This window comes from Chryseobacterium bernardetii (assembly GCF_003815975.1).
Classification (GTDB): domain Bacteria; phylum Bacteroidota; class Bacteroidia; order Flavobacteriales; family Weeksellaceae; genus Chryseobacterium; species Chryseobacterium bernardetii.
The window spans coordinates 615,887-635,971 of the sequence record NZ_CP033932.1; the positions used below are offsets into that span (position 1 = coordinate 615,887).

General features: G+C 36.1%; 13 protein-coding genes. 2 read left to right on the forward strand and 11 right to left on the reverse strand.

The window, feature by feature from the left end:
- Nucleotides 1–66: 66 nt before the first annotated feature.
- The 11 genes from EG339_RS03025 to lpxB form a co-directional block, all read right to left on the reverse strand.
- Nucleotides 67–5,220 carry a fibronectin type III domain-containing protein gene (locus EG339_RS03025; RefSeq protein WP_123868810.1) on the reverse strand — a complete coding sequence of 1,718 codons (5,154 nt, stop codon included), beginning with the start codon at nt 5,218–5,220 and terminating at the stop codon, nt 67–69.
- Nucleotides 5,221–5,854: 634 nt separating this feature from the next.
- Nucleotides 5,855–6,520, reverse strand: a complete 666-nt coding sequence (locus EG339_RS03030) for a DUF6048 family protein (RefSeq protein ID WP_123868811.1) — start codon at nt 6,518–6,520, stop codon at nt 5,855–5,857.
- Nucleotides 6,486–6,938 (reverse strand): DUF6452 family protein, encoded by a 453-nt coding sequence (locus tag EG339_RS03035; RefSeq protein WP_228459695.1) that lies wholly within the window; start codon nt 6,936–6,938, stop codon nt 6,486–6,488. The genes EG339_RS03030 and EG339_RS03035 overlap by 35 nt, the downstream gene beginning before the upstream one ends.
- A 53-nt stretch (nt 6,939–6,991) precedes the next feature.
- The gene (gene rlmD / locus EG339_RS03040) at nt 6,992–8,398 is read right to left on the reverse strand and encodes a 23S rRNA (uracil(1939)-C(5))-methyltransferase RlmD (protein WP_123868813.1); all 1,407 of its coding nucleotides are present in this window, start codon (nt 8,396–8,398) and stop codon (nt 6,992–6,994) included.
- A 109-nt stretch (nt 8,399–8,507) separates the two neighbouring features.
- Complete coding sequence (locus tag EG339_RS03045; RefSeq protein ID WP_123868814.1) at nt 8,508–10,037, reverse strand: TlpA family protein disulfide reductase; 1,530 nt, start codon at nt 10,035–10,037, stop codon at nt 8,508–8,510.
- Between the two features lie 310 nt (nt 10,038–10,347).
- Nucleotides 10,348–11,115, reverse strand: coding sequence for a succinate dehydrogenase/fumarate reductase iron-sulfur subunit (locus EG339_RS03050; protein WP_066697878.1), 768 nt, complete (start codon nt 11,113–11,115; stop codon nt 10,348–10,350).
- Nucleotides 11,116–11,139: 24 nt separating this feature from the next.
- Nucleotides 11,140–13,152 carry a fumarate reductase/succinate dehydrogenase flavoprotein subunit gene (locus EG339_RS03055; RefSeq protein WP_123868815.1) on the reverse strand — a complete coding sequence of 671 codons (2,013 nt, stop codon included), beginning with the start codon at nt 13,150–13,152 and terminating at the stop codon, nt 11,140–11,142.
- Nucleotides 13,153–13,167: 15 nt separating this feature from the next.
- On the reverse strand, nt 13,168–13,830 hold the full coding sequence (locus EG339_RS03060) for a succinate dehydrogenase cytochrome b subunit (RefSeq protein ID WP_123868816.1): 663 nt from the start codon (nt 13,828–13,830) through the stop codon (nt 13,168–13,170).
- A 146-nt stretch (nt 13,831–13,976) separates the two neighbouring features.
- Entirely contained in the window at nt 13,977–15,506 is a 1,530-nt protein-coding gene (locus EG339_RS03065; protein WP_228459749.1) for a ComEC/Rec2 family competence protein, read from the reverse strand.
- A gap of 387 nt (nt 15,507–15,893) precedes the next feature.
- Entirely contained in the window at nt 15,894–16,985 is a 1,092-nt protein-coding gene (locus tag EG339_RS03070; RefSeq protein ID WP_123868818.1) for a glycoside hydrolase family 99 protein, read from the reverse strand.
- A 35-nt stretch (nt 16,986–17,020) separates the two neighbouring features.
- Nucleotides 17,021–18,124 (reverse strand): lipid-A-disaccharide synthase, encoded by a 1,104-nt coding sequence (gene lpxB, locus EG339_RS03075; RefSeq protein WP_123868819.1) that lies wholly within the window; start codon nt 18,122–18,124, stop codon nt 17,021–17,023.
- 147 nt (nt 18,125–18,271) lie between these two features.
- Between lpxB and EG339_RS03080 the strand changes: the two genes are divergently transcribed.
- Nucleotides 18,272–18,781 carry a DUF2480 family protein gene (locus EG339_RS03080; protein WP_123868820.1) on the forward strand — a complete coding sequence of 170 codons (510 nt, stop codon included), beginning with the start codon at nt 18,272–18,274 and terminating at the stop codon, nt 18,779–18,781.
- Between the two features lies 1 nt (nt 18,782).
- Nucleotides 18,783–20,042 (forward strand): protein O-mannosyl-transferase family, encoded by a 1,260-nt coding sequence (locus EG339_RS03085; RefSeq protein ID WP_123868821.1) that lies wholly within the window; start codon nt 18,783–18,785, stop codon nt 20,040–20,042.
- Nucleotides 20,043–20,085: the final 43 nt, after the last annotated feature.

A 20,085-nucleotide genomic window follows, 5' to 3' on the forward strand; every position in this document is an offset into this window, starting at 1 on the left:
GATTATCATAATCAAAAAAATAAGCCTTCATTTCTGAAGGCTTATTCTATTTGGAATTTAGATTATTTATTCTTTGATAAATTTCTTTTGAGCAGTATTACCATTATCATCGATATCTATTACATAAACTCCATTAATCAGTTTCGTTACATTAATTTCGTTATTTAATAAGATACCTTCTGCTATGATTTGCCCTGCAGCATTATAAATTTTATATTTAGCTCTTTTGCTGATATTTTTAACATACAATACTGAGCTTACCGGGTTAGGATAGATCAGGATATCTGTTTGGTTAATTGGATTAGGAACTCCCGGTTTAGTAATTCTTACCGTATAGTCCTCAACTTCTCCATTCTTCACATTAACACAATTCACAGGAACACCGTCTCTTTCCATGGCCACTCTCATTACAACATATTTGTAATCTGTTGTACTTACAAAAGCATCTGCCGGTACACTAAATTTACCAGACACAGGAGTTGTAGTGTTTGGAGCTGAAGTAAATACTTTCTCATAAATATCAAACTCCCCGTTTCTATTGAAATCGATCCAAACTGAAATTCCTTCATTATAAGTTTTTCCTAACCATTTTTTCTCGATGATGATCTCGTTATCTGTAGATCCCTGGATTAGCTCGATAAATGTTTTAGGAACTCCTGTATAATCTGTATAGCTTGATGCTTTTGATTCATTTTCCATTTTTGCTTTTCCGTTAGGAATAACAGTTACTTTGGAAATATACTCACCTGCTGAATTTTCAGATTTCATCTTACAGTAAATTACCGTAGGTGTTGTAAAGTAGTAAGGCGGAGTATAATTTCCTGGTTTTCCACTACAGATGTTGACCACCTGCATTTCATACTTCGTCATTTCTACAAGACCATTCAGTATAATAGTATTAACTGCTGTAGGAACTTCTGTCCAACTTGGAATACCTACTTTTCTGTATCTAAGAATATATGTTGCACCTGGATACGGATCCCATGTAACCTCTGCAGATGTAGGCAATAACTGAGTAATTGTTAATCCTGGAGGGGCAATTTCACATATTCTTACCGTTGTAAATACTTTAGAGTTTGAGAAACTATTCCAAGAAGTCTCACCAGCACATTGATTTGCAATCTGAACCTCATAAGTAACAAATGACTCCAGGTTATTTAACACGTATGTATTACCAGTAGTTGGAAGATTGATGTCTGCACTCCAAGTAGGTGCACCTACTTTTCTCCATCTCATTTTATAAATAGCACTATTCACTACCGGGTTCCAAGTAATTAAAGCACTTGTAGCAGTAATATTACTTATTGTTATTGTAGGAGGTGTAGGATCACATCTTGTTGTAAATGTTTTAATAGCTGTAGGAGTACCTGTTGTACCTCCACAAACGGCAGCTACTTCAACTTCATAAGTTGTTGCAGGGCTTAATCCCGTAAGGGTAAGCGGAACGTTTCCTAATACTGCAGAAGCATATATTTGCGTCCATGTAGCAGTACCAGCTACTCTGTATCGTACAAGATAAGTTACCGTATTAGCACCACCCGTCAAATTAACAACAGCTGTTGTATGTGTTATTGTACTAAAGGTAGGTGCATTTGGAGCAACATTACTACATGGTCTGATTCTTACAGCATAATCTTCAACTTCTCCGTCAATAGCATTTGCGCATGCAGTAGGAATAGTTGTACCTGATGAACGTTTCAATACAACTCTCATTGTAGTTGTGTATGGTCCTATATAAGCAGGAGGTGCATTAGGAACACTAAACAGTGCCGTAACCGGTGTAGTAGTGCTGGCTGCAGAACCAAGAATTCTTTCAGCAGCATCAAACTGTCCGTTTCTGTCAAAGTCTATCCAAACTGCAACAGCATCATTACCTGTTGAGCCGGTCCACCCTTTTGCAACAGTAATTTTATTATCACTAGAACCAGCATCTAGAGTAATAAGTGTTGCCGGTGTTGTATAACTAGTATATGAATTCTGAACAGTAGTGTTGCTCATTGGCGGTACCCCTGAGTTAGAAGAAATAACTGTAACATTCGAAATATGATCATTATCTCCACTTCCTGTTACAGGGCAATACTGTAATGGCAGTGTTGTAAACTGTACTGAAGCTGACCAAGATCCGAAAGTAGTAGTACATTTCGTTGCTACCTGTACTTCATATTTTGTTTGTTCTTTCAAAGGAGATGTAGCAGGAACAGTATAAACGTTCCCTGGTGCTGGTACAGGAGTAACTGTTGTCCAAGTGGCAGTTCCAACCTCTCTATATCTCAATTGATAGGTAGCACCTGTAGCTGCTAACCATGAGAATGTAGCACTTGTATCTGTAATGTTTGAAACTGTAATGTTTGTCGGAGGATTCGTTGTACATACTGGCTGATCAATTAGTCTTACAGCATAATCTTCAACTTCTCCTTCATTATATGATGCAAATGATGAACATGGAGAAGTAACAGTACCATCCATCATTACTACACGCATACGGGTAAGAAGAGTCCCATCATAAGTAGCAATATCAGGCGGAAGTGCTATTGTAAATCCAGCTGCTACAGTTCCAACAGGGTTTGTAGTGCTGCTGGCAGCATTAACTACTCTTTCGCTCGCTTCAAAAATACCATTTCTGTTAAGGTCAATCCATACTCCTACTCCATAGCTTGATGAACTTCCAGGCCAGAATTTTGTAATACTGATTTTATTACCAGTTGTACCTCTAACCAAAGTAACCAATCTTGTAGGATCAGCAGAATAATCCTTATATCCGTCATATCCGGAAGTGCTAACCATTAACGGAGCATTTGTAGGGGTAACCACTACTTTACCAATATACCCACTTGGCGTACTACCCGCAGGAGGTACATTAGTACAATACGTAAGGGCTAGTGTTGTAAACTGAGTGCTAGGAGAAAAAGCTCCCTGAGTTCCACTACAGATTGTTGCAATCTGAACGTCATACTGAGTTGCATCTGACAAATTATATAGTGGCCAGCTGCTTGTTAATGGCGCTGTAATATCAATTACTTTCCAAGCTCCACCCGAAGATGGTCTATACTGTAATTTATAAGTAGCTCCTATTGAAGGTGTCCATGAAACAACAGCTGTACTTGCTGTAATATTATTTACTTTAATATTAGTAGGAGGTGCTGTTGTACAAGGTACCAGTTCTATAGCCTTAAGGACAATCTGTGGAATATTTGCCTGTCTCGTTCCTGATGGTGGAGAAGCTGGATCAGGATTAGTACCATCACTTCTATACTGCAGTCCTCTTTCTGGAGTTCCTCCGGCAAAAGCTCTCCAGTTAGCATATGGAGTTGATGAATAGTTTGGTACATTTTCGTCTACAGCAACCACAATATTACTCGTTCCATCCCAAAGTAAAGGGCTTGTTAACGGTATAGTAACCCAAGTTCCCGATACCATTGTTGGTAGGGTTCCTGACCAAACCTGTTTCAATGAAGAGAATGGTACCCAGCTTGATGTTGTTGCAAAATTATTCTGTGTTGTATTCCCCATATAAACAACCCACTCATTATATTTACTCTGATCAGGGGCAGGGTTTTCTACATAGAATTTAAGTTCCGTAATGAATTTAGCTGTTCCTACAGCTGCCAGTACTTCCGAAGCTTTATAAATTTGCTGAGAATAATTATATCCCCAGTTTGAATTCACAGGAAGTTCAGTACTTTTAAGCGTACCAAAGCCTATTTGTCCTAGCTCAAATTGAGGTCCCGCAACCCATGCACTTTTATCTGTAGGAGTACAAATTGCTCTTACCCACCAGTAATAGGTAGTTCCCGGTACTAATGGAGATAAATTAGCAGAAGTTCCTGACACAACATTTCCTGTTGTAGTGGCTATTGGCGGAGTATTGGTAGTGGTATAATAAACTTCATATCCCCCAGCTGGTGCCGAAGGTGATGGCTGCCAGTTAACAACAGCACTGTTAGGAGTCATTGTACCTACAGTTAAGGAACCTCCTGCTGAAGGAACCGGTACACATGTAGGTGGCGTTGCAAATGACTTTGGTAAAATGTTCCATGTACTTTGATCTGTTGCACTACATCTTGCCCTTACCCATACATAATAAGTTGTATCCGGGATTAAAGGGCCTATTGTTGTTGATGTTCCAGACGGCACATTTTGCATTGGTATAGTCGTCCCATTAGGTGCTGCACCGGTAGTATTGTAATAAATATCATATCCTTCTGCTGGTGTATAACCAAAAGAAGTCCAGTTAATCACTGCATTTGTAGGCGTTATTGTTCCCGTTGTGATCGTTCCGCTGGAAGGCATTGCCGGACATGTTGCCGGTGTAGCAAAGGCTAATGAATTAGACCAAGTACTTTGCTCAGTTGCGCTACATCTTGCTCTCACCCATACATAATAAGTTGTTAGCGGAGTCAGAGGTCCTATAGTAGCAGTAGGTGCTCCTGGCGGAACCGTTAAGTTAGGGGTAGATCCTGCTACCGGCGGTACATTTGTTGTGTTATAAAATATATCATAACCTTGTGCCGGAGCCGGTACATATGCGGTCCAGTTAATTACAGCATCTGTTGCAGTAACAGTTCCTGTACTTAAAGTTCCTCCCGGCGGCATAGGTAAACATGCCGGAGGTGTACCAAAAGTCATCTGAATATTAGGTCTGTTAGCTGTAACTGTTCCTGTTTTTGTTGTAGGAGGGGTACTATCCTGCTCAATATACATATGCCCCGATGGAACATTAGAATATGTAAGCTTCGCTCCGGTAGCAAACGATCCCGAACCGCCATAGTTAGTTTCAACCAGAACCATTAAATTATCTACTCCATTATAAGTATAAGGAAGCTGTAAAGGAATAGTATACCATCCTACTGGAATAGCCCCTACAGTTCCACTATATAATAAAGTAGCTCCGGTAGTTAGAGTACTCCACGTTTGTGAGGTAAGAGTTGTTGTGGTTCCTACTGGTTTTATATAAATTTTAACGGGCATACCAATATTTGAAGTTCCAGTAGAATTCCATCCAAGAGATAGAATACTTCCTGCAGTTCCAATTTCAGCGGCCGTGTAAATAGACGCAGATCGTTCAAACCCCCAACTAGCCCCTAGAGGATACTTCTGGGTTGACGTTCCGGTACCAATTGTAATGGTTTGTGCCTGTATGGACAATCCTATGACCATACAGAGCAATGCAATGAGCACCTTAAAAGGCCGGCTCATTTTACAGAGTAAAAGTCCACTCATATTTTTTAAATTTAATAATGATAACGATAATTAAAGAATTATAGTATTTCCAATTTCATGAGGTTAATTCATAATCATGAAACCTCATTCTTTACAGAAGATCTGTAGTAAAAAAAATAATTTTATCCCATAAGCTAATATTTTAATATTTACACAAATCTAATCATTTTTTCATTATAATATATTCATTAAAATGTTTTTTTGAAAAAGTTGAACAATATCACCCTATATGATTAAAAATAAAAAATTAAACAAAACAATACAAATCCACTACACTTTAGCTATATTATTAATTTTTAAGGAAAATTATCATTTATAAAATACTATTACATTTTATAGTATTACATTTATTTAATCTTAACGTTAAAGAGCCATTTATATTATTATCATCAATTTCATTTTTTTTACGATTTAATTTAACAAATCATTTATTAAAAATATTTTCACTGAAAAAACCTCGTAATATTTACGAGATCATTTTTAATGATCAAATCAATTGTGAATCTATTGTCTTATTTTATTCATGGATAACGATTTACCGCATACACAAAACAATAATCTTATAAAAACAAATAAGCCCTGGGATATTTCCCAGGGCTTATTGATATAATAAACGAGTTATTTAACAGATATTCTAGAACTTATAAGCGATATTCCATGCAAATCCCATATTGAACTTTGATGAACTTTTTCCGAATCCAGGAATAATCATCGGAGAAATATTATCCTGTTTGGAAGTATAGACTAAATAACGGGGCTGTAAATTTACATCTATATAGAAATTAGACTCGAACAGCTGCACTCTTCCTCCTAAAGTACCTTCCAGCCAGAAAGAAGACTGCGATGATGCCGGAAAAGCCACCGAAGAGCTACTTCCGCCATATCCTCTAACCGGAATAGCCATATATTCCTGGTTATAAAATGATCCGGCTACTTTTCCACCGGCATAAAATCCATTGAATTCATTTTCTCTATCCTTAGCCAGCATATAAAATGCTCCAAGTTTAATAAAAGGACCATTTACTTTAGCATCGTAACCATTTTTCTGATATATATTTTTTTCAAAACCGGCTTCTGCAATGGCATGAACATTTTCATTAATTTTTGAGGAAACAAATCCCTGATATAGCTTTCTGTCTGAAAAAAATCCAATTCCGCCATTCAAGACATCAAACCCAACCATAAAATTCGGTTGATATTTCCAATGCTTCTTTTTTTCTTCTTCTTTTTTCCCTTCCTGAGCCCCGATTAGCACTCCAAAAAGGCTAAAAAACAAGGTAAAGATTAGTCTTGTCTTCATTCAATATTTGATTTTGGCCGTTCACCACGCTTTTAACAGGATCAGCAGTTATTAATTCCGAGCTTACATTCTCATATGTTTTTTTAACACCACATCCAGGAGACACATAGGTTGCCTTCGTGGTATATGTAACTCTTACTTTGGATTCTTTGCTTTTGGTAGAGGTTTTAAAATAGATATCTGTATAAGGAGAGTCATCTACTCTTAAAGGAATAAGTCTGGAGTCTATTTTTGCCTGCCATCCAAGATCTACCTTTCCAGAACCATAATCTACTGCTACAGACAATGAATCAAGTGTTGTTTCTTTACCTGAAGACTCTGATCTGAACGCTACCTTCATTATTGGCGTTCCTTCACCGCTTTCACAGATATCATCATCGCTTCCACAAGAAAAGAACATTCCAACCAAGCTGAGCATTATGAGAAATTTAAAATACTTCATATTAAGATTTGAACTCAAATTTAATTAAATTATTTTTTAATCAGCAACGCAATATTTTCTACGTGATGAGTTTGAGGAAACATATCTACCGGTAAAATCTTCACTAGGGTGTAGTGTTCTTTCATCAATGCAAGATCCCTAGCCTGTGTTGCTGAGTTACAGCTTACATACACTACTTTCTCCGGAGCCAGCTTCAATATCTGTTCAACTACCTTCTGATGCATCCCGTCTCTTGGCGGGTCGGTAATTAAAACGTCCGCTTTTGGATGGTTTTCCATAAACTCATCGTTAAAGACATTTTTCATATCTCCACAATAGAAAGTGGTATTGGTAAGGCCGTTTAATTCAGCATGCTCAATGGCTGCATCAATTGCTTCCTGAACAGATTCTATTCCGATTACCTGTTTTGCGTTTCTTGCCACATATTGAGCAATTGTACCTGTTCCGGTATATAAGTCATACACTACTTCATCTCCTTTCAGGTCTGCAAACTCCAGTGTTTTTCTATATAATTCCAAAGCTTGTTTGTAGTTGGTCTGAAAGAATGATTTTGGGCCGATCTTAAATTTCAGACCATCCATTTCTTCCATTAAATATCCTTCACCAAAATATACATTAATGTCCAGATCATAAATAGAGTCATTGGCTTTTGGATTAATAGCATATACCAATGTCTTAATCTGTGGAAACTTCTCTAATATGAATGCAAACAGCTTTTCTCTGGTTTCTTTTTCTTCTCTGAACAGCTGGAACAATATCATCCATTCTCCTTTAGAATTCTGTCTCATCATTAAAGTTCTCAGGAAACCTTCATGATTTTTAACATCAAAGAAATCCAGTCCGTTTTCAACAGCATATTCTTTCACCGCCAACCTGATTGCATTGGAAGGATCTTCCTGCAGGAAACATTCTTTAAGGTCTAAAATTTTGCTCCACATTCCAGGGATATGAAATCCTAAAGCATCTTTACTTCCGAAGTTCTCTTCAGAACTGATTTCATATTGAGTAAGCCATCTTGCATTGGAGAAAGAAAACTCCATTTTATTTCTATAAAAATACTGTTCTTCAGAACCCAGGATCGGCATAGTTTCGAAGTTTTCAATACCTCCAATTCTTTTGATATTGTTATAAACTTCTTCCTGTTTGAAATCAAGCTGCTTTTCATAGCTCATATTTTGCCATTTACATCCACCACAAGTTCCGAAGTGAATACATTTTGGTTCTGTCCTAAAAGGCGACTTCTCCAAGACTTCTACTGCTTCTCCTTCATAATACTTGGATTTAGCTTTTTTCACTCTTACATTTACACTATCTCCCGGAATTGCCCCCGAAACCAATACTGTTTTGCCATCTTCTGTTTTACCAATGGCCACCCCTTTTGCTCCCGCAGTTAACAGCTTAATATTTTCAAGAATAATATTTTTCTTCTTTCTCATTCCTCTAATTCTATTTTTTCTATGCATGAAACCCTTCAGTTTCATCTTGCAAAAATACAATAAAAAAAACCTTATCCGAAGATAAGGTTCTGATCTATATTAAAGTTTATTATTTTACAGGTGCCGGCTGAGGGTTTGTCTGCTGAGGTGCAGCAGGATCAACCTGTAATTGCGGCTGCATTTGTGCATTCGGATCTACTTTTGGAGCTGAAAGCCCTGTTAGCTTGTCCAGAATGGTTACCAATTCCTGCTCACCAAGATTTACAAATGATCTGCTGGCAATCTTACCGTCTTTATCAATGATTACAAAGCAAGGTAATTTAAATCCGTATACACCATATTTTTTAGCAATATCAGACTCCATCCCTTTTTCTCCGTATACATTTACTCCCTGCACACCTTTTAATAACGAATTGCTTGTTTTGATAAACTGATCTTTTGTATCATCTACGTTTACAAAAACAAAGTTCATTTTAGATTTGTAGAAGTTAACAACTTCTTTTAAAACCGGTACAGTAGCTTCACTGATATAAGGATTCCATGAAGCGTAGAAGAATAACATATAAGGTTTTCCTTTGTTTTCAGAAAGCTTGTATGCTTTTCCGTCCTGTTTCACTAAAGCTGCTTCCGGAGCAACTTCTCCAATTTTAAGTCCTGTAATAGCCATCTGCATTTTTAACAGGTCACTTTTAATGGTAGCATCTTTAATATCTGTATCAATCAGTTTTTTGATTTTGTCAATATTAGCCGTTGGAGAGGTTGGATGAATGTCTGCCTGAGCCATTACAAATGCCAAAAGATAATCTTTTGCAGTTTGTGAGATATCTTTTTTAGTACTCAGATATTTAGCAAACATTTCTGAGGTAGTAATCCCGGTTTTATTTTTACTGTTTGCTTCCGCATATTTCTGGAAATCAGGAGTCATTTTTACAAGAAGATACTGTCTGTAAAGTGGAATCGTTTTTACCATTGCCTCTTTGTCATTATCCAGTTTAGCTTCATAATCTTTTAAAGCTTTGGAAGCTTTATAAGATGGGTTACCAGCCATTGCACCATGAGACATTTCATAATTGGCAAGAAGGTTAAGAATAGTTACCTTAACGTCGTTTTTCTTCCACTCTAAAAGAGCTTTACTAGGATTATTTTTAGCAGCAAGATCATCAACATTCTTATTGATATCTGCTTCTACTTTCTGCATTCCTTTAACAAATGCAGCTTCATCCCCTGCCATTAACTGTCTTAAGTCAATCTTATTACCATATTCTCCTAAAAACTTCTGGGTTGCAGCAAGGAAATCGTTATTTTTTTTAGCATCTCCTGTAATTACATATTCGTTAGGGAATGTCATTGCATTTCCGGAGATATTTACTTTTTGTCCTCCTTCAAGGTAGATCAGGTTTTGCTTGTTAGCATAATTGATAACATACATCCCGTCTTTAGGAGCTTCAAAACTCCCTGAAAAGTTGCCATCTTTATCAAGACCGATATTAATTAAAGGCAATGTTCCTACTCCGGAAGCTTCTACAAATTCGATTCTTTCTAATGGTGAGCTTCCTGTAATTTTTCCTTTTACTTCTACTTTTTTTGAACAAGACATCACGAAAATCGCGATGATAAACAATAAAAGATATTTTTTCATTTCAATTTTTAATATTACACAAAAATACGCTTTTTAGGGCATGTTAATTCACACGGATAATTTTTTTTAAAAATTTTATTACCATCAGTTAAAAGGGATGTTCCAATTACTTTCTTTATCAATTTTATAATGGTAAAAAACTGCAGAATGCTATACTTTTATATCATACAACTGCACTCCAAATATATACTTATTCGTCAAAGTAAACCTACAGTCTCCTGATAAGTTAACAAACTTTAACAGCTAAAAGGTTTATATAAAAAAAATCGCCCCCGGAACGAGGGCGATTTTTAAGTATTTTGAATCAATTCTATCCTTGATCTACAAGAGCAGACATGTATTCTCTGTTCATTCTTGCGATATTCTCAAGAGAAATACCTTTAGGACACTCAACTTCGCAAGCACCAGTATTTGAACAGTTTCCGAAACCTTCTTCGTCCATCGCTTTTACCATGTTCAGAACTCTTCTCTTAGCTTCTACTCTACCTTGAGGAAGTAATGCATATTGAGAAACTTTTGCTCCTACGAATAGCATGGCTGATCCGTTTTTACATGTAGCTACACAAGCTCCACATCCGATACAGGCAGCGGCATCCATAGCTCTGTCTGCATCTTCTTTAGGAACAGGAATCGCATTAGCATCCAATGTATTACCGGAAGTGTTTACAGAAATGAAACCACCTGCTGCCATTACTCTGTCGAATGCACTTCTGTCTACCATTAGGTCTTTAATAACAGGGAAAGCTGCACTTCTCCAAGGTTCAATAACGATAGTTTCTCCATCTTTGAACATTCTCATGTGAAGCTGACAGGTAGTAATACCTGTATCAGGACCATGAGCTCTACCATTGATGTAAAGAGAACACATACCGCAGATCCCTTCACGACAGTCGTGATCGAAAGCGATAGGTTCTTTACCTTCGTTAATTAAATTTTCGTTCAGGATATCCAGCATCTCCAGAAATGAAGAGTCTGTAGATACATCTGATATTTTATAGGTCTCAAACTGACCTTTAGATTTATTATTTTTTTGTCTCCAAATTTTCAGCGTAAGATGTAAGCCTTTTTTTGCACTCATAATGTTATATTTATAGGTTGGAGATTATTTGTAACTTCTAGTTTTAACCTCGATGTTCTCGTAGATCAGTTCTTCTTTATGCAACACTTCTGCGTTGATATCCGGTCCCTGATATTCCCAAGCTCCAACGTATTTGAAGTTTACGTCGTCTCTTTCCGCCTCTCCATCAGGAGTTGCGTGATCCCAACGGAAGTGACCACCACAAGATTCTTCTCTGTTTAGCGCATCGATAGCCATTAATTGTCCTAATTCAAGGAAGTCTGCTACTCTGAATGCTTTTTCAAGCTCAGTGTTCATTCCTTCTCCTTCACCAGGAACTTTTACGTTTTTCCAGAAGTCGTTTCTTACTTCTTCAATTTCTTTGATTGCTTCTTTCAACCCTTCAGGAGTTCTTCCCATTCCTACTTTATTCCACATAATGTGTCCCAGTTTCTTGTGGAAGTAGTCTACTGAATGCGTTCCCTTATTATTAATGAAGAAATCAACTTTATCTTTAATTCCTTTTTCAGCTTCGTCAAACGCTCCTGAATTAGTAGGAATTGCTCCTGTTCTGATATCTGCAGAAAGGTAATCTGCAATAGTATAAGGAAGTACGAAATATCCGTCTGCAAGACCTTGCATCAATGCAGATGCTCCAAGTCTGTTAGCTCCGTGATCAGAGAAGTTAGCTTCACCAATTACAAAACATCCAGGAATTGTAGACTGAAGGTTATAATCAACCCATACACCACCCATTGTATAGTGAACTGCAGGATAAATCTTCATTGGAGTTTTGTAAGGATCATCAGCCGTAATTTTCTCGTACATTACGAATAAGTTACCGTATTTCTCTTCAACCCAGCTCTTACCAAGGTCATAGATCTGCTGATCCGTAGGATTATGAATATGTTTTTCGATAGCGGCCTCTCTACCTTTTTTCATGATCTCTGTAGAGAAATCAAGGTATACACCTTCCTTAGTATCGTTATTTTCGATTCCGAATCCGGCATCACATCTTTCTTTAGCTGCTCTTGAAGCAACGTCTCTTGGTACAAGGTTACCGAATGCAGGATATCTTCTTTCTAAGTAGTAATCTCTATCTTCTTCTTTAATATTTTCAGGTCTTAATTTCCCTTCTCTGATAGCCACTGAATCTTCAATCTTTTTAGGAACCCAGATTCTTCCGGAGTTTCTTAATGATTCAGACATCAAAGTTAATTTAGACTGCTGAGTTCCGTGAACCGGAATACAAGTCGGGTGAATCTGTACATAACAAGGGTTTGCAAAGTAAGCTCCTTTTTTATGGATTTTCCAGGCTGCAGAAACATTTGATCCCATCGCGTTGGTAGAAAGGAAATAAACGTTTCCGTATCCTCCAGATGCAATCACAACAGCGTGTGCAGAGTGTCTTTCAATTTCACCCGTCACAAGGTTTCTTGCAATAATCCCTCTTGCTTTTCCATCAACAATTACAAGATCCATCATTTCATGACGGTTGTACATTTTAATTCTACCTTTACCGATCTGACGACTCATTGCAGAATATGCACCTAATAATAACTGCTGTCCTGTTTGTCCTTTTGCGTAGAATGTTCTTTTTACCTGAACTCCTCCAAATGAACGGTTATCCAGCTGACCTCCGTATTCTCTTCCGAAAGGAACACCTTGTGCTACACACTGGTCAATAATATTGGCAGAAACTTCCGCTAATCTGTAAACGTTAGCTTCTCTTGCTCTATAATCACCACCTTTGATGGTATCATAGAATAATCTGTATGTAGAGTCACCGTCTCCCTGGTAATTCTTAGCTGCATTGATCCCTCCCTGAGCTGCAATAGAGTGTGCTCTTCTTGGAGAATCCTGATAGCAGAATGCTTTTACATTATACCCCTGCTCTGCTAAAGTAGCTGCAGCAGAACCTCCTGCTAAACCTGTACCTACAACAATAATATCAATCTTATCTCTGTTGTTTGGTGCAACAAGGTTCATATGGTCTTTATGATTTTTCCATTTATCCTTTAAAGGACCTGCTGGAATTTTTGAATCTAACTTACTCATATTAGTATATTGATATTATTGAGTTATAAAATGAAAAATTGCGATGAAGATAAATCCTGCAGGAATAAGGATAGAATACCATTTTCCGAAAGCTTTGATCACCGGCGTATATTTTGGATGTCTTGCTCCGATAGACTGGAATGAAGACTGGAATCCGTGAGCTAGGTGTAATCCCAGCAATACAAAAGAGATTACATATAAAGCAACTCTCCAAAGGTCAGCAAACTTCTCATGAAGTTCCGGCCAGAAACGTTCTGAATCAGGAGCAATCCCCTGTACATACTTGTAACTGATTTCGTGTAACCAGAAATCATATAAGTGTAGCGCCAGGAAAGCCAATACAACTGCTCCGGAAATAATCATATTTCTGGACATCCATGAAGAATTCACAGAAGCGTTGTTAGATGCATACTTTACTGGACGCGCTTTATTATTCTTGATCTCCAATACAAATCCCATCAGGAAATGGAATATTACTGCAAAACCAAGAATAGGCTGCATTAAGAACTGCACAAAAGGATTATAGCCCATAAACTCAGATGCTGTATTAAAAGCATCCCTGTTCAGAACTGATAACAAATTGGTTGTCAAATGCAGTATAAGAAAAATCAGCAAAAACAGAGCTGATAATGCCATAGCGTATTTTCTACCTATCGTAGAACTCGTTAAACCTGCCATATAAGTTTAAATTTGAATTTCCCACAAAATTAAGAAATGTTAACAATATCGAAAAGTGAGAAATCTCACAATTAGACAGTTTGTAATCTTTCTAAATAAGAGCTTAATACGTTATAAATAAAGGAAAATGAAAAAATCAAAAATCCTTATTTGATATCATAAACCTTATCTCTAAAAACTATTTTTTTAGTTGAAAAAGGAATCTGTTTTATTTGAAAACAGTCTACTCTTCTGGAAGAACAATAAGGTCCAATAATAAATGGTAAAACCTTCTGTGTGACTCTTCTATCCGAAACCCAAAAGCAGACTTTATTTCCTGTTTTTATTGAAAGTATTTTGTTCTTACTAAAGGAATACACAAGCACTTCTTCCTTCTGATTTTCAATAATATTACATCCAATTCTTATCATTAAAAATGCTAAAACAGCAATTACGAAATTCATGGAATTTTTAAAATTTAATTTTAAAATCAATGCCCTCAACATATATATTGCTATTGATACCAATAAAACTTCAGTAAGGTTCATAGGAATGTTTTCAATAAATACCATATCTGCACCTGCAAACCAATGAATACCCTTCATAAGCAACTGTATAACAACATCATACAATTCATCAATAAAGCTAAAATGAAGACCGGAGGCAATAAGAAGTGCCATTAGGAATGAAAACACAATAATGATTTCAGAAAAAGGTACTATAACAAAATTAGCTGCAATTGAAATAAATGAAAACTGATGAAAATAATACAGAACCAGCGGCAGTGTTGCCAATTGTGCGGACAGGGATATTGTAATAGTATTAAATATTAACTTTTTAAAATAATTATCAGCTCTTGGAAAATATTTCAGAAGTGGCTGATTAAACCAAAAGATTCCTAATACGGCCAAAAAACTAAGCTGAAATCCTACATCAAAAAGCTGCTGGGTATCAATAATCAGAATAATAAATGCTGACAGCGCCAATGAATGCAATAGATCCGGCTTTCTTTGCAAAAGAATAAATATAAAGTACACACTCAACATGATGCAAGATCTCAGCACTGAGTTTCCAAATCCAATAAATAAAGCAAACAGCCAAATAAAAAGCAGACTTGAAATGATGGCATATTTCCGGAATTGTAAAGGAATGAGGCGAACCATCAAAAAATAAAAAAGTCCGAAAATAATCACAATATGGCTTCCTGATATAGCTAATAAATGTACCAGCCCAGATCTGTTGAAATCCTTTACAGCTGCTGTATCCATCTCAGTGCGGTCTGCAAGGATAATACCTTTTAGAAATTCCCTTGTATTTCCTGATATTTCCGTTTTGTCTATTTTTTTAAGAACATGAAGCCTGCATTGCCTGATCCGATCTGTAAAATTCAGGTCATTTCTTTCTGCAGAGGAAATCTTTTCCGAAATATAAGTTTGATAATTAATGCTTCTCCGCTTCAGGTATTCTGCATAATTGAACTGAAAATCATATTGGGGCTGGTTAGGCTGAGTGATATAGGCCTCTGCCTTATAATAATGCTTAAAATCTAATTCCTCCTCATTTTTCGGAATATAAAAAACAGAATTAAAATAGTTTTTTCCCAACTGTCCTGTTCCTTCATATTTTTTATATTTTCCTGTTGAATTTAATTTCTGGGAAATCTTAAAAACAATAGTTTCTTTCTTATTCACAGGCATTATCATCTTTTGAGGCAAAGTATTACAAAAATGAAGAACTATGCCTATTCCAAAGAACAGTATCCCCAGCAGAATTGCCTTGGCTTTATGGAGAATATAAGTATTAAAGAACAGAGAAATTAATATCCCTGTATTCACAATAGCCCAACCACAAATCCATATTTTCCCGAATGAAAAATAGTCCTGAAAAAAAATCCCGAGAATAAAACATGTGGCTAAAATCAATAATGGTTCTTTATTCAATTCCGTTCAATTATATCACCAATATAGGAAATTAAACATTTTATTGTTATCACTGTAATTACTAATAAAAACACCCTGCTATCTTTAAAAAGATTAACAGGGCGCTTATTTTTTTGCTATGAAATTAAGTTTTTACGAAAAGTTTTAGTTTTTCTTCAAAAATTTATCCGTTAAACGTTTTGTTTCTTTGATATACATCCAGGGATCTTTTCCATAATCTTCGTAGAGAAAGCTTTTTATTTTTTTAGGAATTGCAGGCTCTATCTGAGTTCCTTCATGCCATTCATTAAATGATGTAATTGCAATAAATTCGGGTTTTACTTTAATGGCCGCATCAAACATCCTTTCATAATATTTACCATCTTCCCTGCTTTTAAAATTAGCTTCATTCCACGGTCTGATTCTAGTATCGGAATACCCCGGCCCAACACATGGAATAAAAATAAGGTGATGATCTTTTGCATACTGAGCCATATATTCCCAATTAGAAGCTGTACTTCCAAAAACAAAACCTTCACTGGCAAAGTAAGTGTAAAAGCCATCAAATCCGGAAGTATTGAAAAATGCAGAATCCTTTTCTTCAACCCATAATCCAATGTACAAGGCATCTAATTCTGTATTACGTACTGTCTTTTCACCGTTTTCGGAAAGCAGTTTCGACCACTCTTCCGGAGCTATTTTATAACTGTCATATACATAGAACAAAGGTTTTCCATTCTTTTTGTAAAATGCATGATGATGAGCATATGTTTTTACAAGATAGGAAAGCTGATCTCTGAGTTCCGTAACAGATTTATAAAACGGTTCTATATGAAATGCTATTTTCAGATTAAAACGATCCGCAATATCCAGATACTTTATTAAACTTTTATCAGTAAAAGAATTTTTCCCCAACCAGCTTACCACTACAACACCAACGCCTGAATCTTTGATCATCTTCATATGTTTCTCTATGATCGTTCTATCATTGGAACTGTAATTTCCCAGTTCCGGATAAAAATTGGCTCCAATATCGTCACCGCCTTTGTAATGTCCTAGATTATTCCATTTAGGATTGCTCCAGTGGGGAATAATTTCATGATTCCAATGCTGAAGGCTGCCGTCCGTTTTCAGGTTTCCGTACCAGCCATAATAAAACATCTGAACTTTATCTCGTGAGACTGTTTCTTGCTGGGCAAAACTTATTGAAAAAATTGTACAGGCAGCTAATAATAAAAAATTCTTGATATATTTCATTGTAAACAGAAAGATTATATTTCAGTAGATCCGAATCAGACTTTTAATATTACCTCAGCAGCATGATCGCTGGCTCCTTTACCACCAAGCTTTTCTCTCAAAAGGCTGTAGTCATTCAGGACCTGCTTTCTCTTTTCTCCTTCTAAAATTTTATTGAGCTCATCCACCAGATTCTTAGTATTCAGATCACTCTGGATAAGTTCTTTCACTACTTCCCTATCCATGATAAGGTTTACTAATGAAATATAATTGATATTTTTCACCAATCTTTTAGCTATTGCATAAGAAACAGCGCTGCCACGATAACAAACCACTTCAGGAATATTCAGCAGAGCAGTTTCCAATGTGGCTGTTCCGGAAGTTACCAGAGCTGCTTTGGAACATCTCAACAGATCATACGTTCTGTTCGAAACAAAGTGTACATTATCATCTACATATTTTTGATAAAATTCTTTGGGAAGACTTGGAGCTCCGGCAATCACAAACTGATAATTTTTAAAGTGGGGCCTTACGGAAAGCATAATTTCAAGCATTTTTTCAACTTCCTGTTTTCTTGATCCCGGTAAAAGTGCTATAATTTCCTTTTCGTTCAGGCCGTTTTCTTTTTTAAAGCCATCAATGCTGATTTCCTTTAAATCAGAGATCGCATCCAGCAAAGGGTGGCCTACAAAGTGAGAATGCACACCATGCTTCCTATAAAAGTCTTCTTCGAAGGGAAGAATGACCATCATTTCATCTACATATTTTTTGATAATCTCTACCCGGCCTTCTTTCCAGGCCCAAAGCTGTGGTGATATATAGTAAATAACCTTAATGCCCAATTCTTTGGCAAATCTGGCAATCCTTAAATTAAAGCCCGGATAATCTACCAAAATTAAAACATCGGGTCTGTTATTCTGAATATCTTCTTTACAAAATTTAATATTATTTAGAATTGTCCTCAGATTCATCACTACTTCCAGAAATCCCATGAATGCAAGATCACGGTAATGTTTTACCAGTGTTCCTCCCTGAGCTTTCATCAGGTCACCGCCCCAAAACCTGAATTCTGCATCAGGATCCTTTTGTTTAAGAGCTTTCATCAAATTGCTTCCATGAAGATCACCGGAAGCTTCTCCTGCAATTATATAATATTTCATTTCTTCCGAAATCTTTATTTGTTTTTAAAACTGTAAGAAACGGCCTGTTCTTTTTGAATCATAAGCTGCCTCTATAGTAAGGATAGAGAACAAATTAAAATGTATATTGATCTTAATTCGTAAATTTGTTCAAAGATAATGATAAAAATGTCAGAAGAATTTGAAATCCGAAATAAAGTTGCTGAAAGCGGCCTTGTTAATTTTGACCTTACTACTTTACTTCCAAAAGGGGAAAGAAAAGGTATAGACCTTAAAGATTTTCTTTTTCAGGAAATGATTCTGAAGGAAAAAGATTTCCGTGAAAAAGTGGAGGCTATAGATGTTGAACAATATAGAGATTCTTATATCTATATATACAATTCTGTAGACACAATTATTCCGCTTTGGGCCTATTTTGTATTAACAGCCAAACTTACTGATGTAGCCAGAAAAATTGTATTTGGAAACCGTGAAGATCTGGAAGTTATCCTTATGCACAACGCTATCCAGACATATGATTTCGGAGATATGAGAGGAAAAAGAGTTCTGGTAAAAGGATGTTCAGATAAGGAAATTCCTGAAAATGCTTATATAGAACTGGTAGAACAGTTAAAACCTATTGTAAAATCTCTGATGTTCGGAGAAGCATGTTCTAATGTTCCGATTGTAAAAAACTAAAATGGGGAAATATCTATCTGCCATCGCTCTATTCGTTATTTTTTCAGCTATTTATTATATAGGAAGCTTTACTAAAATACCTTTTGCTGATTGTGTAGGGTTTGTTCTTTCTGTAGAAAAAGGTGAATTTGAAACAGCAGCTACTGCTACCACTCATTTTTTATATACCAATACAGCAATTTTTATTAAGAATCTGACCGGGCTTCATGCTATTGAAGCTAGCCGTCTTCTTGTAGTGGCTTCCGGTTCAGCAACTGTTGCCATTGTATATCTGATTGTAAAAACCATTACGAAAACACAATGGATTGCTATAACAGCTGCATTTGTATTTGGTTTCAGTTTTTCTTTCTGGAGAAATGCCGAAATCGTGGAAGTATATACATACAATTGTTTATGGATAAGTCTTTACTTCCTCTCCCTGGTAAAAACTTTTATTGAAAAGAAAAATATTCATATTATACTCAGCAGTTTATTTTTAGGAATAGCTCTGTGGGTACATATTGAGAATATTCTGATGATTCCCGCCCACCTTCTTTTCCTGTTTTATTTCAGAAAGGAAAAAAAATATGTTTATTATTCATTTATTCTTTTTATACTGCTTTTCTCATCCCTGCCTATCCTGAATATTTCCCAAGGATTATCCTTTAAATCATTCTATTCTTCCGATCAGGGAACATGGGTTGAAGATTCATTAAAACAGACCCCGATACAGCTGGTAAAAGATTTTTTCCAGTCATTTGTCTATCTCATCTACAACTTTAATATTTTTATATTCTTCGGAATAGCTGGAATGGGTTTATTATATAAGGCCAACCGAAAAATGTTTGCTGTTTTTTTTATAGCTGCACTACTGGTTTATGGGTTTTCCACATTCTACGCTGTTTCTGATAATTATGTATTTTTCCTTCCTTTTAACATCATTTTTGCACTCTCAATCGGATATGGACTTTCTTCTGTAAAATATGCCTCATTTAAAAAATTTTCATGGGTTTGTCTGCTTATTCCTTTAGGCTACATTTTTGCGTATCATACTGTTTTACTCACAGAAAAAGGTAAAGAAGCAGATAATTTTAAAAAATATAAGGGTGGAATGAACTACTATCTACTTCCATGGATGAATGATAATGTGGGAATTCTGGAATTTACTGTTGATCATAAAATTGCTCCGGAACCGATCAATTGGATGACTGTAAGTGCCGAAGAATATATCAAACTCTTAAAAAGCAAAGGATATACTGAAGATGAGATCAGAAAACTTTAACAATAATTATGAATAAGAAGTATTTTATGGGGCATATTTTTTG

Bases quoted from the DNA above. Each gene is read 5' to 3' on its own strand.
- EG339_RS03025 (WP_123868810.1), bottom strand. From the start codon at position 5,220: ATGAGTGGACTTTTACTCTGTAAAATGAGCCGGCCTTTTAAGGTGCTC.
- EG339_RS03030 (WP_123868811.1), bottom strand. From the start codon at position 6,520: ATGAAGACAAGACTAATCTTTACCTTGTTTTTTAGCCTTTTTGGAGTG.
- EG339_RS03035 (WP_228459695.1), bottom strand. From the start codon at position 6,938: ATGCTCAGCTTGGTTGGAATGTTCTTTTCTTGTGGAAGCGATGATGAT.
- rlmD (WP_123868813.1), bottom strand. From the start codon at position 8,398: ATGAGAAAGAAGAAAAATATTATTCTTGAAAATATTAAGCTGTTAACT.
- EG339_RS03045 (WP_123868814.1), bottom strand. From the start codon at position 10,037: ATGAAAAAATATCTTTTATTGTTTATCATCGCGATTTTCGTGATGTCT.
- EG339_RS03050 (WP_066697878.1), bottom strand. From the start codon at position 11,115: ATGAGTGCAAAAAAAGGCTTACATCTTACGCTGAAAATTTGGAGACAA.
- EG339_RS03055 (WP_123868815.1), bottom strand. From the start codon at position 13,152: ATGAGTAAGTTAGATTCAAAAATTCCAGCAGGTCCTTTAAAGGATAAA.
- EG339_RS03060 (WP_123868816.1), bottom strand. From the start codon at position 13,830: ATGGCAGGTTTAACGAGTTCTACGATAGGTAGAAAATACGCTATGGCA.
- EG339_RS03065 (WP_228459749.1), bottom strand. From the start codon at position 15,506: ATGCCTGTGAATAAGAAAGAAACTATTGTTTTTAAGATTTCCCAGAAA.
- EG339_RS03070 (WP_123868818.1), bottom strand. From the start codon at position 16,985: ATGAAATATATCAAGAATTTTTTATTATTAGCTGCCTGTACAATTTTT.
- lpxB (WP_123868819.1), bottom strand. From the start codon at position 18,124: ATGAAATATTATATAATTGCAGGAGAAGCTTCCGGTGATCTTCATGGA.
- EG339_RS03080 (WP_123868820.1), top strand. From the start codon at position 18,272: ATGTCAGAAGAATTTGAAATCCGAAATAAAGTTGCTGAAAGCGGCCTT.
- EG339_RS03085 (WP_123868821.1), top strand. From the start codon at position 18,783: ATGGGGAAATATCTATCTGCCATCGCTCTATTCGTTATTTTTTCAGCT.